This is a genomic window from Streptomyces sp. NPDC032161, from assembly GCF_040636995.1.
Classification (GTDB): domain Bacteria; phylum Actinomycetota; class Actinomycetes; order Streptomycetales; family Streptomycetaceae; genus Streptomyces.
This window is the reverse complement of the sequence record NZ_JBEZVN010000031.1, coordinates 54,204-69,552: the sequence shown is the minus strand read 5'-3', so window position 1 is coordinate 69,552 and position 15,349 is coordinate 54,204. Positions and strand designations below refer to the sequence as shown.

General features: G+C 72.7%; 12 protein-coding genes. 6 read left to right on the top strand and 6 right to left on the bottom strand.

From position 1 onward, the window contains the following. The 6 genes from AB0E67_RS30240 to AB0E67_RS30215 all read left to right on the top strand — a co-directional run. Positions 1 to 2,796 (top strand): acyltransferase domain-containing protein (locus AB0E67_RS30240; protein WP_362032528.1); only part of this gene is annotated, 2,796 nt, incomplete at its 5' end. Positions 2,797 to 3,644: 848 nt separating this feature from the next. After that, a complete protein-coding gene (locus AB0E67_RS30235) occupies positions 3,645 to 4,445 on the top strand; it encodes an ABC transporter ATP-binding protein (protein WP_362032525.1) in 801 nt (266 codons plus the stop codon). Continuing rightward, positions 4,445 to 6,955: an FtsX-like permease family protein gene (locus AB0E67_RS30230; RefSeq protein ID WP_362032522.1), complete on the top strand. Its 2,511-nt coding sequence runs from the start codon at positions 4,445 to 4,447 to the stop codon at positions 6,953 to 6,955. Before AB0E67_RS30235 ends, AB0E67_RS30230 begins: the two co-directional genes overlap by 1 nt. Positions 6,956 to 7,083: 128 nt before the next feature. Next, complete coding sequence (locus AB0E67_RS30225; RefSeq protein ID WP_362032519.1) at positions 7,084 to 8,358, top strand: sensor domain-containing protein; 1,275 nt, start codon at positions 7,084 to 7,086, stop codon at positions 8,356 to 8,358. Beyond that, positions 8,322 to 8,966, top strand: a complete 645-nt coding sequence (locus AB0E67_RS30220; protein WP_073788021.1) for a response regulator transcription factor — start codon at positions 8,322 to 8,324, stop codon at positions 8,964 to 8,966. The genes AB0E67_RS30225 and AB0E67_RS30220 overlap by 37 nt, the downstream gene beginning before the upstream one ends. Before the next feature lie 218 nt (positions 8,967 to 9,184). Continuing rightward, on the top strand, positions 9,185 to 9,955 hold the full coding sequence (locus tag AB0E67_RS30215) for an alpha/beta fold hydrolase (RefSeq protein WP_362032516.1): 771 nt from the start codon (positions 9,185 to 9,187) through the stop codon (positions 9,953 to 9,955). A gap of 43 nt (positions 9,956 to 9,998) precedes the next feature. On the opposite strand, the gene AB0E67_RS30210 is transcribed toward AB0E67_RS30215, so the two are convergent. The 6 genes from AB0E67_RS30210 to AB0E67_RS30185 all read right to left on the bottom strand — a co-directional run bounded on the left by AB0E67_RS30210 (position 9,999) and on the right by AB0E67_RS30185 (position 15,272). Then, the gene (locus AB0E67_RS30210) at positions 9,999 to 11,084 is read right to left on the bottom strand and encodes a branched-chain amino acid aminotransferase (protein WP_362032513.1); all 1,086 of its coding nucleotides are present in this window, start codon (positions 11,082 to 11,084) and stop codon (positions 9,999 to 10,001) included. 78 nt (positions 11,085 to 11,162) lie between these two features. Then, complete coding sequence (fabI, locus tag AB0E67_RS30205; protein WP_362032510.1) at positions 11,163 to 11,981, bottom strand: enoyl-ACP reductase FabI; 819 nt, start codon at positions 11,979 to 11,981, stop codon at positions 11,163 to 11,165. Then, on the bottom strand, positions 11,978 to 13,150 hold the full coding sequence (locus tag AB0E67_RS30200; RefSeq protein ID WP_362032507.1) for a beta-ketoacyl-[acyl-carrier-protein] synthase family protein: 1,173 nt from the start codon (positions 13,148 to 13,150) through the stop codon (positions 11,978 to 11,980). Before AB0E67_RS30200 ends, fabI begins: the two co-directional genes overlap by 4 nt. Further along, the gene (locus AB0E67_RS30195; RefSeq protein WP_362032504.1) at positions 13,147 to 13,395 is read right to left on the bottom strand and encodes an acyl carrier protein; all 249 of its coding nucleotides are present in this window, start codon (positions 13,393 to 13,395) and stop codon (positions 13,147 to 13,149) included. Before AB0E67_RS30195 ends, AB0E67_RS30200 begins: the two co-directional genes overlap by 4 nt. A gap of 17 nt (positions 13,396 to 13,412) precedes the next feature. Continuing rightward, positions 13,413 to 14,537 carry a radical SAM protein gene (locus tag AB0E67_RS30190; protein ID WP_362032501.1) on the bottom strand — a complete coding sequence of 375 codons (1,125 nt, stop codon included), beginning with the start codon at positions 14,535 to 14,537 and terminating at the stop codon, positions 13,413 to 13,415. Between the two features lie 15 nt (positions 14,538 to 14,552). Beyond that, a complete protein-coding gene (locus AB0E67_RS30185) occupies positions 14,553 to 15,272 on the bottom strand; it encodes a Phenylacetic acid catabolic protein (RefSeq protein WP_199883302.1) in 720 nt (239 codons plus the stop codon). Between the last annotated feature and the right edge of the window lie 77 nt (positions 15,273 to 15,349).

The window sequence follows — 15,349 nt, the reverse complement described above, 5'->3', positions numbered from 1 at the left end:
GGTTCGGGGCGGGTGCGGTTGTTGACGGAGGGGCGGGAGTGGGTGCGGGGGGATCGTCCCCGTCGTGCGGGGGTGTCGTCGTTCGGGATCAGTGGCACGAACGCGCACGTGATCCTGGAGGAGGCCCCCGACGAGGACACACCCAACGGCACCGAGCCCGAACCCCACGCCCCCGCCGTGGTGTTGCCGCTGTCCGCCCGCTCCGCGCGCGCCCTTCCCGCCCAGGCCGAACGGCTGCACGCCTTCCTGGAGGATCGTCCCGGGCTGCCGCCGTCCGCCCTCGCACGCGCCCTGGGCACCCGCCGTGCCGCGCTCGGCCACCGGGCCGCCGTCACCGGCACCGACCGGGACCGGCTCCTGGCCGGCCTCCAGGACCTCGCCACCGGCCGCCCCTCGCCCGGCGTCGTCACCGGACGGGCCCGCACCGGCGGACGCACCGCCTTCCTGTTCACCGGGCAGGGTGCCCAGCGCCCCGGCATGGGTCTCGAACTGCGCGCCCACTACCCGGTGTTCGCCGCCGCCTTCGACGAGATCGACGCTCTCCTCGGACTGGACCTGGTGGGCGTACTGGGCGGCGACGCCCCGGAGGCGGTGCACCGTACCCAATACGCGCAGACCGCCCTGTTCGCCTACGAGGTCGCCCTGTTCCGGCTGCTGGAGTCGTTCGGCGTCCGGCCCGACGCGCTGGCCGGGCACTCCGTCGGCGAGATCGCCGCCGCCCATGTCGCCGGGGTGCTGGACCTGACCGACGCGTGCGTCCTGGTCGGTGCCCGCGGCCAGCTCATGCAGGCGCTTCCCGAGGGCGGCGCGATGGTCGCCGTACAGGCGGGCGAGGACGAGGTGCTCCCGCTGCTGGACGACCGGGTGGGGCTCGCGGCGGTCAACGGACCGGATTCGGTGGTGCTGTCCGGGGAACGCGACGCGGTGCTCGCCGCCGCCGCGACGTTCCCGAGGACCAAGCGGCTCAGCGTCTCGCACGCCTTCCACTCGCCCCTGATGGACGGCATGCTCGACGACTTCCGCGCGGTCGCCGGACGCCTGGCCTTCCGCGAGCCGCGCGTCGAGGTGGTGTCGGCCCTCACCGGGCGCCCCGCCACCGGGGAGCAGCTGCGTGACCCGGAGCACTGGGTGCGGCACGTGCGCCGCACCGTGCGCTTCGCCGACGCCGTCACCGCCCTCGCCGCCTCCGGCGTCACCCGGTACGTCGAGCTCGGCCCCGACGCCGTGCTGACCGGCCTCGCCCGGGAGAGCGCGGGGGAGAGCGGCGGCGCCTTCGTCGCCCTCGGCCGGCGCCGCGGCGGCGAACCGGAGGCCCTGCTGTCCGGCCTCGCCCGCCTGCACACCGACGGACTGCCCCTGGACTGGGCCGCGCTCTTCCCCGGTACGGTCCGCGCCGAACCGCCCACGTACGCGTTCCGGCACGAACGGTACTGGCTGAACGCCGACGTACCACTCGTCCCCGACCGCCCGGCCCCGCAGGGCCCCGCCGGCGCCGCCCGGGCCACCGGAGCCGTCGCCGCGGCCCACCTCACCGACACCACCGAGCCCGCCGACACCGCCGAGCCCGCCGACACCACCGAGTCCGTGGACGGCACCGGATCCGCGGACGTCGCCGACCGCACCGACGGCGTCGGTCCCACCGGCGCGCAAGCCCTCCGGCAGCGCCTGGCACAGGCCCCGCCGGCCGAGCAGGAGGCCCTGCTGACCGAACTCGTGCGCTCCCGGGCCGCCGTGGTCCTCGGACACCGGGGACCGGAGGACGTCGAACCCGATGCCGTCTTCCTGGAGATCGGCCTGGACTCGGTCTCGGCGGCCGAACTGCGCGCCGTGCTCGGCACCGCGCTCGGCCTCGACGTCCCGGCCGGTGCCGTGTTCGACCACCGCACCCCTCTCGCGCTCGCCGCGCATCTGCGCGAACGCGTCCTCGGCGGCGGTGGCGGCGGCGGAACGGAACCGGCCGACGCCGACGACCTTCGGACCGTCGGCGGACTGGTGCGGCGCGCGGCGGCCGACGGCCGGTGGGAACGCGCTCTGACGCTGCTGCACGCCGTGGCCGACATCCTGCCCGGCTTCTCCTCGGCGGCCGAGTTCGGCGACGTGGCCGAACCGGTGCGCCTGGCCACGGGTGACGCGGGGCCGCGCCTCATCTGCCTGCCCTCGCCGATGGCGCTGGGCGGCGCCCACCAGTACGCCCGGTTCGCCCGGCACTTCCACGGACGGCGCGACGTCCTGGTGCCGGACGTGCCCGGCTTCGTGCCCGGCGAGCCGCTGCCCCGGTCCGTGGACGCGGTCGTGGAGGTGGTGACCGAGGGCATCCGCGGGGCCGTCGCCGGGGACGAACGGCCCTACGTGCTCCTCGGGTACTCCTCCGGCGGACAGCTCGCCCACGCGGCGGCCGAGGTGATGGAAAAGGCCGGGCGCCCGGCCTCCGGCGTGGTCCTGCTGGACACCTATCTCCTGGGCGACGGCGACACGGAACACCTCCGGCGCGAGATGTTCAACGGACTGCTCGACCGCGAATCGGCCGTCGGGGGCTTCGGCACCGCTCGCCTCGCCGCCATGAGCCGCTACAGCGACCTGATCCCGTACTGCCTGCCGGGCGCGCTCACCGCACCGGTGCTGTTCGTACGGCCCCGGGACCCCTTCGCACCGGGCCTCGACGACTGGCGGGCCGTCTGGAACGGCGCACACGAACTCGCCGAGGTGCCCGGTACCCACTTCACGATCCTGGAGGACCGTGCCGGATCCACCGCCGAGGCCGTGGAGAACTGGCTGCCCGGCACTGCGGCGCCCTGACGCGGCGGCGCACGGGAGAAGGCCCGCGGACCGAAGGAGGCCCCGGCCGCCGGACCTGCCGCGGGGCGCCACGGGTCTTTCGACCCGCGGCGCCCCGCGGCTTCCTCATCCGCCCGCCCCTGGCTTCTCCGCCCGCCCGCTCGCGGCCTCTTCACCGCGCGCCCACAGCTTCTTCACTCACCCGCCTCACGGAAATGCGACATCCAGGCATCTATATCGCACCGAATACTGTCCGGATCCACACCCAATCGAAAAGCGACTTCTTCCGCGGCCAATTCTGACCGCCAATCGCTCCGTTGCAGGGCCAGCCACATCGTCGTGCCCCGCGGGCCGCACCTGTGACGCTTTCCGGTACGCGGTGAGAACAGTTCCAGGTATCCGTCGGGGCGTACGCTCGCGATCAGCCCCTGGTCATTCCCCATACCGCACCGACCCCGTGCATGACGTGCGGTGCTGCCTCTCGACCGTGAGGAGGCCGGCTGTCCTGGACACAGAGAATCCCATCCCTAGAGGGTTCGTCGGACGCCTCGACGTTACCCGTTTCCCATGCGCCGAGGCACTGGCGGTGCCTGCATTTTCCGAGGGGGGAAATGATCCGGACAAGGTGGTGGAACATGCCGTGACCGACGGACATTTCCACCCGCTTGACAGATCGCCCGTACGGCATTCGAAGACCTTTTCCGTAGCGGGTCGGAAATCGTCGGACGACTCCGCTTACGTGCCGTATCGAGGTAGAGAAACCTCTACCTCGAATCGGCGGGATAAGGCCAATGTGCGGCGGCTTCCCCCCGCCTAATCTGATCCGCAGAAACCGCGTGGCAGGCGCGTCATCTCATTGGGGAGCCCGAGTGCACACAACACACGACCTCCGCCGGGAGGCGGTACGGCTGGATGCCGTGTCGAAGATCTACGGCCGAGCCGACAGCCAGGTGACGGCGCTCCGGGAACTCTCCATGAGCTTCGCGGACGCCACCTTCACCGCCGTGATGGGACCCTCCGGTTCCGGCAAGAGCACCTTCCTGCACTGCGCCGCGGGGCTCGTCCGGCCCACGTCCGGCACCGTCACCGTCGGCGGCGCCGACCTCGACGGCCTCGACGACACCCGGCTGACCGAACTCCGCCGCGACCGCATCGGCTTCATCTTCCAGTCGTTCAACCTGCTGCCCGCCCTGACCGTGATGCAGAACATCATGCTGCCGCTGCAACTCGCCGGACAGCGGCCCGACAAGGCCCTCATCCGTTCCGTGGTGCAGCGCGTCGGCCTGGGCGAACGCCTCGGCCACCTGCCGTCCCAGCTGTCCGGCGGCCAGCAGCAGCGCGTCGCCATCGCCCGCGCCCTCGTCACCCGCCCCGCCGTCGTCTTCGCCGACGAACCCACCGGGGCGCTCGACACCCGCACCGCCGCCGCCGTGCTCGGCCTGCTGCGCGAATCCGTCGACACGGCGGGCCAGACCCTGGTCATGGTCACCCACGACCCGGTGGCCGCCTCGTACGCCGACCGCGTCGTCTTCCTCGCGGACGGCAGCCTCGCGGGCGAACTGCACCGGCCCACGGCCGACGCGGTCGCGGCCCGGATGACCCGGCTCGGCGCCTGGGAGGACGAGACCCGCGAGCAGCCCACGCCGCTCACCACCGGAGGACTGTACTGATGTGGCGGCTCGCCCTGCGCACCCTGAAGTTCCGGCGGACGAGCTTCGTCGCCACCTTCCTCGCCATGTTCCTCGGCGCCGCGATCGTCATCGGCTGCGGCGGCCTGATGGAGACCGGCGTGCGGATGGCCGCCGACCCGCAGCGCCTCACCGGTGCCCCGGTCGTGGTCACCGGTGAACAGACCTACGAATCCAATGCGCTGACGGAACGTCACCGGATCGACCCGGGCCTGGTCGACGAGGTCGCCCGCGCCGAGGGCGTCCGCGAGGCCGTCGCCGACGTGTCGTTCCCCGCCACCGTCCTCAAGGACGGCAAGCCCCTGACCGGTGAGGACGCCTCCTACGGCCACGGATGGGCCGGCGCCCGCCTCACCCCCTATACCCTCGCCGCCGGTGCCTCCCCCGTCACCGGCGGCGAGGTCGCCCTCGACACCCGGCTCGCCGAACGCGCCGGCGCCCGCCCCGGCTCCTTCGTCGACGTCGTCGTCCGCGGCGAGACCCGGCGCTACCGGGTCAGCGGCACCGCAGCGCAGCGCGGCGGCCACAACCCCGACGCCGCCGTGTTCTTCAGCGACGACGAGGCCCGCGCCCTGGCAGGCGGACGCATCGACTCCATCGGCGTGCTGCCCGAGACCGGGGCCCCCACGTCCGCCGTCGCCGCCGCCGTACGGTCGGCCGTCGGCGACCGGGCCGAGGTCCTCACCGGCGAGCGGCGCGGCCTGGCCGAACTGCCCGGCACCCTCTCCAGCCGGCGCACCGTCGTGATCCTCGCGGCCATCTTCGGCTCTTCCGTCGTGCTGATCGTGATGTTCGGCGTCGCCTCCACCCTCGGGCTCTCGCTCCAGCAGCGCTCCCGCGAGATGGCCCTGCTGCGTGCCGTCGGCTCCACCCCGCGCCAACTGCGCCGCATGATCCTGTGCGAGACGGCCGTGCTGTCCGCGGGCTCGGTGCTGCTCGCCCTGTACCCGGGCCAGTTGCTCGGCCGGCTGCTGTTCGGCGTGCTCACCTCCAGCGGCGTCGTGTCCTCCTCGATCGTCTACCACGCAGGCTGGATGCCGATGGCCGTCGGCGTCGTCGTCACCGTGCTCGCCGCGGCCGGGGCCACCCGCTTCGCCGGCCGCAGGGCCGCCCGCACCGAACCCGTCGCCGCCCTGGCCGAGAACGACGCCGCCACCCGCTGGTTCAGCGTCCCGCGTCTGCTGCTCGCGGTGTTCTTCCTCGTCAACGGCATCGGCCTCGCGGTCGCCACCGCCACCGTGATGGAGGACGGACCCTCCCTCGCGAGCACCGCCGGACCCGCCTCCGTGCTCTTCTGCATCGGCCTGGCCCTGCTCGCCCCGGGCATCGTCAAGGCGATGACGGCCCTGCTGTGGCTGCCGGTGCGCGCCCTGACCGGGGTCTCCGGCCAACTCGCCCTGCGCAACGCCACCACCGCCAACGTCCGCATGGCGGGGGCAGTCGCCCCCATCGTCCTGCTGATCGGCATCGCCACCGGCACCCTCTACATGCAGGCCACCGAGGACGCCGTGTCGCAACGCTCCTACGACCGCAACATCCTCGCCGACTACGTCCTCGACTCCACCACCGGCGGCTTCGCCCCCGACGTCCTCGACCGCGTCCGCGCCACCCCCGGCGTGGCCGCCGCCTCCGAGTTCGTCACCAGCCGCGGCTTCGTCGACGCCCCCGACGGACCGGCCGACGTCGACCTGCGCGGCGTGTCCGCCGACGGCGTGGCCCGCAGCCTCGATCTGCGTCCCGTCGCCGGCTCGTTGACCGACCTGCGGGACGACACCGTCGCCCTCTCCGACAAGAAGGCCCGCGAATACGGTGTACGGGTCGGTGACCGGCTGCCCATGCACCTCGGCGACGGCACCGCCGTACGTCCCACCGTCGTCGCGCTCTACACCGACAACCCCAAACAGCAGTACCTCACCCTGCCCGCGTCGGCACTCGCCCCGCACACCGGCGACGGCCTCCCGCACCAGATCCTCGTCCGGTCCGCGCCCGGTGCCCTTGCCGAGGCCCACGACCACCTGGCCCGGCTCGCGGCCGCCGTGCCCGGCACCGAACTCGACGACGGCTCCTCACTGGCCGGCCGCAACAACCAGATCCAGCAGATCCTGGTCGCCGCCAACTACACCATCGTCGCCATGATCGTCGGATACGCCGCCATCACCGTCGTCAACACCCTGGTGGCCGTCACCCGCAAACGCCGCGCCGAGTTCGGCCTCCAGCAGCTCACCGGAGCGACACGCCGTCAGGTGCTCGGCATGCTGACCGTCGAGGGCGTGCTCATCGGAGTCATCGCGACCGTCCTCGGCACGATCGCCTCCGCGACCACCATCGTCCCGTACAGCATGGTCAAGGCCGACTCCTACCTGCCCTCCGGATCCATCGGCATCTACCTCGCCGTCGTCGGCGGATCGCTGCTGCTGGTCTTCGGCGCCACCCTGCTGCCCTCGTGGCGCGGCATGCGCACGCCCGCCGTCGAGACCGTGAAGGCAGCGTGAGCCGAACCGAAGCCGGGCCGTCCCCGTCGCCCCCGTGCGGGGACGGCCCTTCCGCCGTCGCCCGGTCCCCCGTCGGATCGTCCTCGGTGGCCCGGTCCTCCATGGCCCGGGGATGGAATCATGGACGCATGCGACTGCGCCGCGCCGCCCTCGACACCTTGATCGGCGTGCTGATCGCCGCCGGATCCCTGATCTCGCTGGTCCTGTTCCTCACCACCAGCTACTTCATCATCCTGTGCCTCATCGGGATCGGCTTCCTCGCCCTGCCCTACCTGACCACGGCGGTCCGCCGGGTCTGCGACCTGAACCGCCGGGCCGCCGCACGCTGCGGCGTGCCCGTGGAACGGCCGTACCGGCCCGAACCGGAGGAGGTCGAACGCGACATCGTCGGCTGGACGCGCCGCTGCAAGTGGATCCTCGCCGACCCCGCGACCTGGCGGGACCTGCTCTGGCTCCTCCTCAACTCCGCCGTCGGGCTGCTCCTCGGCTTCGCCCCGGCCGCACTGCTCTACTACGCGGGCGAAGGACTGGTGCTGGCCTGTGGGCTGTGGCAGCCGCTCGCCGCCGACGGCACGGGCCGGTGGTACGCGTTCATCACCGTCGACAGCGGGTCCGACGCCCTCGCCACGGCCCTGGCGGCGCTCCTCGTGCTCACCGGCTGGCTCCTCCTCAGCCCCTGGCTGCTCAAGGGCCACGCCTACTTCGTCCGCTTCCTGCTGGGCCCGACCGAGCGGGCCCGCCTGGCCTCCCGGGTGCGGCACCTGTCCGAGACCCGCTCCGGGGCGCTCGACATCCAGGCGGCCGAACTGCGCCGCATCGAACGCGATCTGCACGACGGCGCCCAGGCCCGGCTGGTCAGCCTCGGTCTCGAACTCGGCGCCGTCGACCGGAAACTGGACCAGGACACCGAGGAGGCCCGGCGGCTGCTGCGCCAGGCGCGCGCCTCCTCGGTCCAGGCCCTGCGCGAACTGCGCGACCTGGTCCGCGGCATCCACCCCCCGGTCCTGGCCGAACGCGGCCTCGCCGACGCCGTGCGCGCCCTGGGCCTGGCCAGCCCGCTGCCCGTCACGGTGGTGGCGGACCTGCCCGGGGACCCGCCCGACCCCGTGGCGTCGGCCGTCTACTTCTCCGTGTCGGAACTGCTCACCAACGCGCTCAAGCACGCCGAGGCCCGGCACGTGGACGTGGTCCTCGGATACGCCTACGGCGTCCTCCACGGACGCGTCACCGACGACGGCCGCGGCGGCGCCGCGATCTCGGCCGGGAGCGGTCTGGAAGGCATCCGGCGACGGCTGGCATCCTTTGACGGGGTGCTGGAGATCGACAGCCCCCCGGGCGGCCCGACCGTGATGAGGATGGAGTTACCGTGCGCGTTGTCCTCGCCGAGGACCTCTTCCTGCTGAGGCAGGGGATCATCCAACTGCTGGAGGCGTACGACTGCGAGGTGGTCGCCGCGGTCGACAACGGGGAGGACCTGAGAGCCGCCCTCGCCGAACACCGGCCCGACGTGGCCGTGGTGGACGTCCGATTACCTCCCACCTTCACCACCGAAGGGCTCCAGGCGGCCCTCCGCGCCCGCCGCGAACAGCCCGGCCTGCCCATCCTCGTACTCTCCCAGCACGTCGAGCAGATGTACGCCCGCGAACTCCTGGCCGACGGCACCGGCGGCATCGGCTACCTGCTCAAGGACAGCGTCCTCGACGACGAGCAGTTCATCGACGCGGTGCGCCGGGTCGCCGCGGGCGGCACGGCCATGGACCCCGCCGTCGTGGCCCAGCTGATGGTCTCCCACTCCCGCGACGAGCCCCTGTCCGCGCTCACCGCGCGGGAACGCCAGGTACTGGAACTCATGGCGGAGGGATGCTCCAACACCGCCATCGCGCAACGGCTCACCGTCACCGAGGGCGCCGCGGCGAAACACATCTCCAGCATCTTCTCCAAACTGATGCTCCCGCCGTCGAGCGACAGCAACCGCCGCGTCCTGGCGGTCCTGGCCTACCTCAACGCGTGAACGCCGCACTCCGCCGGACCCGTTCCCGGTCCCGCCGCCACGGGCTGGGGACGGTAGGGGTGGAGATCCGCACCCGCCCCGACGAGACTGCCGGGGCACACCCCGTATCCACCGGCCCGCAGCCCGTCTCCCGTGCCTCCGCACCTCCCGTGCCCCCGGCACCGCACCACACCCCGTACGTCCCGGTACCGCGCCGCCACGAAGGGAACCCGCACCCCATGACCACGCCCGCCGAGCAGGACCGCCTGTGGCTTCGCCGCTACCACCCCCGCCCCGACGCGGCGGTCAGGGTGGTGTGCCTGCCGCACGCGGGCGGTTCGGCGACCTTCTACCGGCCGGTGTCGGCGGCCCTGCCCGCCTCCGTCGACGTACTCGCCGTGCAGTACCCGGGGCGCCAGGACCGGCGCGCCGAACCCTGCGTCGCCACCATCGAGGAACTCGCCGACCGGGTCACCCCCGTACTCCTGGCCTGGACGGACCGCCCGCTGGTCCTGTTCGGCCACAGCATGGGCGCCACCCTCGGCTACGAGATCGCGCGCCGTCTGGAGCACGACCACGGCATCGTCCCGCACGCCCTGTTCGCGTCCGCGCGCCGCGCCCCCTCCGTGTCCCGCACGGAGACCGTCCACCTGCGCGACGACGACGCACTCGTCGAGGAGATGCGACTGCTGAGCGGGACCGAGTCGGCGATCCTCGACGACACGGAGCTGATCCGCATGGCCCTGCCCGCGCTCCGCGCCGACTACCGGGCCGCCGAGACCTACGTCCACCGGCCCGGACCGGAGCTGCGCTGTCCCGTGTGGAGCCTGGTCGGCGACAACGACCCCAAGGTCGCCCTCGACGAGGCGCGGGCCTGGTCCCGGCACACCGAGGGCGCCTTCGAGTTCCGCGTCTTCGAGGGCGGACACTTCTACCTGACGGAGCATCAGCAGGAGATCGTCCGGCTGATCACCGACCGCGCGGCCGTCCCGGCGGCCACCACCGGCTGAACACGGCCGGGGCGCGGTCCCCGGCCGCCGCGCGTGTGCCGGCTCAGAGCACCCGGCGCAGCCAGCCGTGCTTGTCCTCGGCACGTCCGTACTGGATGTCCAGCACGTGCTTGCGCAGGGCCGTGGTCTGCTTGCCCGGGGTGCCGTCGCCGACGGTGAACTGGTAGCCGTTGCCCTTGAAGCCGGTGATCGGGGTGATGACCGCCGCCGTGCCCGCGGCGAACACCTCGGTGATGGAGCCGTCGGCGGCACCCGCGCGCAGTTCGTCCAGGCCGACCGACCGCTCCTGCGGGGTCAGGCCGAACTCGGGGGCCAGGGCCAGGACGGTGTCGCGGGTGACGCCCTCCAGGATCGTGCCCAGCGCCGGGGTCACCAGGTGCCCGTCCGAGGTGACCAGGCACAGGTTCATCGTCCCGGACTCCTCCAGGTGGCCGCTGCCCGCGCTGTCCAGGTACATGACCTGGTCGCAGCCGTGTTCCTCGGCCTCGATCTGCGCGGCCAGGCTCGCGGCGTAGTTGCCGCCGCACTTGGCGGCGCCGGTGCCGCCGTCCGCCGCCCGGGTGAACCGTTCGCTCACCCACAGGGTGACCCCCGTGACACCGGACGCGAAGTAGGGGCCCGCCGGGCTCGCGATCACGGAGTAGACGACGCGGGCGGCGGGACGCACACCGAGGAACGCCTCCGAGGCGAACATGAACGGCCGCAGGTACAGGCTCTCCTCACCGGACGACGCCGGGACCCACGCCTCGTCCGCCCGGACCAGTTCCCCCACGCTCGTGAGGAAGTCCTCCTCCGGGAGCGTCGGCAGCACCAGACGCTCGGCCGAGCGGACGAAGCGCCGGGCGTTGGCCTCGGGACGGAACAGCCAGACGCTGCCGTCCGCGTGACGGTACGCCTTCAGCCCCTCGAAGATCTCCTGCGCGTAGTGCAGGACGGCGGCGCTGGGGTGCAGGGAGAACGGCTCCAGCGGCCCCACCTTGTGATCGTGCCAGCCGGCTTCCCGCGTCCACACGGCCGAGGCCATGTGGTCGGTGAAGTGACGGCCGAAGCCCGGCGCGGCGAGAATCTTCTCGCGCTCGGCCGCCGGCGTGGCACGCGTGGTCCGGGACAGGGGGAAGCCAGTACTCATAGCCAATTCCTTACGCCGGAGCGGTCCTTCGACGGGTGCGGATGCCGCCCGCCGGATCGGCCCCCATGGTAATGGCCGTCACCCCCGGGAGGACCGGCGTGGGGGCTCGCCGATTCCGCCCACGACGGCGTGCAATCCGCCGTCGGCGTGGACCACTTGACCGGTGGTGCACCGTGCCAGGTCGGACAGCAGGAACAGCACCGCGCCCACCACCTGCCGGGGATCGGCGCGGTCCCAGCCCAACGGGGCCCAGCGCTCGTAGTGCTCGGCCAGTGCGTCGAAGGTGCTGATCCCGCGCGCCGACAGCGTCTCCAGCGGCCCGGCCGCGACCAGGTTGACCCGTACGCCCAGGGGCCCCAGATGCAGCGCCAGGTAGCGGGCGACCGCCTCCAGCGACGCCTTGAAGACACCCATCCAGTCGTAACCGGGAAGGCAGCGGGCGCTGTCGACGGTGACGCCCACGACGCTGCCGCCGTGTTCGCCCGCGGTCAGCAGCGGAGCGAGCGACGCCGCCAGCCGCTGGAGCGAGTACGCCGAGATCTCGAACCCGCGCAGGGCGCTGGGGGCGGGCGTGTCGAGGAACCTGCCGCCCACCGCGTCGGGGGGTGCGTGGGCAATGCTGTGCAGCACGCCGTCGAGCGTGCCCCACCGCCGCCCCAGCTCCTCGGCGACCCCGGCGAAGCCCGCCTCGTCCGTCACGTCGAGTTCCAGCACGTCCGGCGGGGACGGCAGCAGCGCCGCCGCCTTGCGGGTGATCCGCGCCGCCCGCCCGTACGAGCTGAGGACGACCTCGGCGCCCGCCTCCTGGAGCGCGGCGGCGACGTGCCAGGCGATCGACTCCTGGTTCATCACCCCCGTGACGAGGTAGCGGCGGCCCTGGAAGTCGAATCCGGTCATGGTGCCCCCAGCACGAGAACGGCGTTGTGCCCGCCGAAGCCGAGCGAGTCCGACAGCCCGAGCGCCCCGCCGGGGTTCCGGGCGAGCCGACGGGCGGTGCGCACGTGGTCGAGCGCGCCGAGACGTTCGTCCGGGCGGACCAGTCCGTGCGTCGGCGGGGCGAGGCCGTCGCGCAGCGCGGCGAGGGTGACGATGGCCTCCACCGCGCCGCCCGCGCCGAAGAGATGCCCGGTCGCCGCCTTGGTGGACGACAGCGGCACCGACTCCAGGGCGTCGCCCAGAGCGAGCCGCAGCGCACGGATCTCCGCCTCGTCGTTCAGCGGCGTCCCGGTCCCGTGCGCGTTGATGTAGCCCAGGTCCTCCGCCGCGACCCCCGCGTCGGCCAGCGCGCGCCGGACGGCCCGTGCCGCCGGGATCCCGTCCGGGGACGGCGCGGTGAGGTGATGGGCGTCGGAGCTCGCGCCGTAGCCCCGTACCAGCCCGAGGATCCCGGCGCCCCGCGCGCGGGCACCGTCCAGGCTCTCCAGGACGAGGATGCCCGCGCCCTCGCCCATCACGAAGCCGTCGCGGTCCGCGTCGAACGGCGCGCACCGGCCCGTGGGGGAGAGGGCACCGGCCTGCGCGAAGGACTCGCGGACGAGCGGCACCGACGCGGCCTCGGCCCCGCCCACGACCGCGGCCGCCGCCTCGCCGCGCCGGATGGCCCCAAGGGCCGCGCCGATGGCCTGCGCCCCGGCGGCGCAGGCGCCCGCCGTCGCGTACGACTCCCCGCGCAGCCCGTAACGCCTGCTCAGGCTCGCCGCGGCGGCGTTGGCCATCATCAGCGGCACCGTCAGCGGTGTCGCGTCCGCCGCCCGCGGGCTCTCCGGGACGCCGCCCAGGCCGGTGCCCACGACGCACATGATCTCGTCGGCCGGGTAGGGCAGCCCCTCGGACCACCCCGCCCGACCGAGTGCCTCCGCGGCCGCGACGAGAGCCAGCCGGGCGAACCGGGCGTTGCGCCTGCTCTCCCGGCGGGTGAGGAAGTCCCCCGAGTCGAAGTCCGCGCAGCGCCCGTCCCCGTCCACCAGCCCCGACCCGCCCGCGACGAGGCGGGAGACCAGGACGTCCGCGCCGACACCGAGCGGGGTGACCGCGCCGACGCCGGTGACCGCGACCGGATCCGTCAAAGGCCGGCCTTCTCCGCGACGTCGGAGGCGAGCTGACCGACCGTGATGTCGGCGAGCTCGGCGCGCGGGATGGTGACCCCGTAGGTGCGCTTGATGGTGGCCATCAGCTCGGCCGCGTCGAGCGAGTCGATGTCCAGGTCGTCGAACTTGGCGTCGGGCTCGATGGTGTCCTCCTCGACACCGGAGTCGACGAGTTCGGCGCGGATGAGGTCCAGGACGGCCTCGGCGGTGACGGTCGCGGGCATGATCGCTCCTTGTGTGTTCAAAGGGCTCGGGTTCGGCTGAAGTTCGGGGACTGGTGCTGTGCCCAGTACCACTGGCGCCAGTAGCTCTCGGCCAGGTCCATCCAGGTCTCCAGGCGCCGCTCGCTGTCGAGGAACCAGTTCAGACCGACCATCAGCCAGCTGTAGACGGCCTGGCTGTCGCGGCAGCCGCCGCAGTCGCCGGAGGTGCAGCAGAACTGCAGCGTCTCGTAGTCGGCGCCGTAGACGGCGAAACCGTCCAGCACCGGGTTGCCGTTGTTCACCCGCTGCTCGTGCTCGGGCATCTCGACGCTGATGCTGGGGCAGACGTCGTAGCCGAACCGTCCGCCCCAGTGTCCGCGCCCGGTGATCAGGGCCTCGATGAAGTACGGGTGGCTGACCACGGTGTCCGGGAACAGCTCCTTGACCCGTAGTGCCTCGGCGAGGGTGCGCTTCTCGTTCTCGATCCGCAGCGGATGGTCGGAGCCGTGCTCGCTGTAGAAGTTGAACGTCACCTGGTTGCCGTTGTCGCGGATCGCCCGCACCGTCGGCTCGACGTACGGGAGCCCCTCCTCCGACAGGGCGAAGACGAAGGTGACACGCGGGTCCTCGCGGTAGTGCCCGAGCGCCTTCTCGAACAGTCCCGTGAACGAGGAGCCGTTCGGGCGGTGCGCGCGCAGCGCGTCGTCGAGCGGCCCGCCGCCGAACAGGCTGATGCCGACGGCGACGTTCTCGAACCCGTCGCGCGGCAGTGGGCGCAGGCCGTTGGTGGAGAGGGTGATGTAGGGCAGCGTCTCGACGAACGGGCGGACCCGGTCGAGGACGATGGTCGGCTCGCCGCCGATGAGGGTGGCCTGGGTGACGCCGTCCGCCGCCAGCTTCTCGGCGAACGCCCGGATCCGGCCGGGATCCGAGACCTCCTTCACCGCGGTGTCGAAACCGCCCTCGAAGTACCAGCAGCCCTTGCAGCGGATGTTGCAGGCCGTGGTGAGGTGGACCTCGCAGCCGCGCACCCGGACGCCCATGCCGCGCAGGGTCTTCAGCCGGGCGGCCAGGTCGGGACGGTCGGCCAGCAGTCCGCGCAGCCGGGCCTTGGCCTCGGCCCGGGAGGGCGGACGCGGGGTGATGAGCACGGGTATGGCCATGACTGCCTCCGCGGCTTATTCGGGGACGCGCAGGCCCAGGTTGGTGACGCGCGGAGCGACTTTCTCGCGCCACAGTGCGACGGCCTCGCCGTTGGTGGTCCTGCGCAGGCCGTAACGTACGGCCTGCCGGGAGCGCTTGGTGTTGGCGCTGCCGAAGATCCCGACGAACATCGGCCACAGCCGGTCGAGCGCCGCCTGGAGCTGTTCGCGGCCCTCGTCCGTGGCCGCGAGGTTGCGGCAGACCCGGGCGCCGTGGGCGATGTGGATCTTCTCGTCGAGGACGATCGTGCGCACCGCCTCGGCCCACGGCCGGTAGCTGCTCTCGGCGAACTCGCGGAGCATCACCATCGCGGTCTCCTCGCCGATGTACGAGTAGATCCCGCGCTCGGCCCAGGTGGTGCAGGTGTGCATGCGCTCGTCCGCGAACAGCATGCGCTCGGACAGCGGCTGCGTCTCCATGTACGTGGTGTCGACGCCGATGTCCGCGAGAACGCGTTTGCCGATCTTGTAGTGGTCGTACTCCTCGGCGGCCCGTTCCGCGCACACCTGGCGCTCCTCCGAGGACGGTGCGAGCGGCAGGAACATCAGCGCGTAGTCGTCGCCGCCGGACAGTTCGCCCTCGGTGTTGATGGTGATCTGGCTGATCAGCATCTTCTGGTAGTCGCGGGGCATCCGGTGGAACTCCTCCGGCGTGCGCACCACGACTTCTTCGTCGTCCAGTACCGCGAACGTCATCGGCGACCTCACCTTCTCACGGACGAACAGAGCAGGACGAGAAGCGGAGGGAGCGCGGCGCACGCGCCGGGGACCGG

Coding starts and splice junctions, on each gene's coding strand:
- AB0E67_RS30230 (WP_362032522.1), top strand. CDS start 4,445: ATGTGGCGGCTCGCCCTGCGCACCCTGAAGTTCCGGCGGACGAGCTTC.
- AB0E67_RS30225 (WP_362032519.1), top strand. CDS start 7,084: ATGCGACTGCGCCGCGCCGCCCTCGACACCTTGATCGGCGTGCTGATC.
- AB0E67_RS30215 (WP_362032516.1), top strand. CDS start 9,185: ATGACCACGCCCGCCGAGCAGGACCGCCTGTGGCTTCGCCGCTACCAC.
- AB0E67_RS30210 (WP_362032513.1), bottom strand. CDS start 11,084: ATGAGTACTGGCTTCCCCCTGTCCCGGACCACGCGTGCCACGCCGGCG.
- fabI (WP_362032510.1), bottom strand. CDS start 11,981: ATGACCGGATTCGACTTCCAGGGCCGCCGCTACCTCGTCACGGGGGTG.
- AB0E67_RS30195 (WP_362032504.1), bottom strand. CDS start 13,395: ATGCCCGCGACCGTCACCGCCGAGGCCGTCCTGGACCTCATCCGCGCC.
- AB0E67_RS30190 (WP_362032501.1), bottom strand. CDS start 14,537: ATGGCCATACCCGTGCTCATCACCCCGCGTCCGCCCTCCCGGGCCGAG.
- AB0E67_RS30185 (WP_199883302.1), bottom strand. CDS start 15,272: ATGACGTTCGCGGTACTGGACGACGAAGAAGTCGTGGTGCGCACGCCG.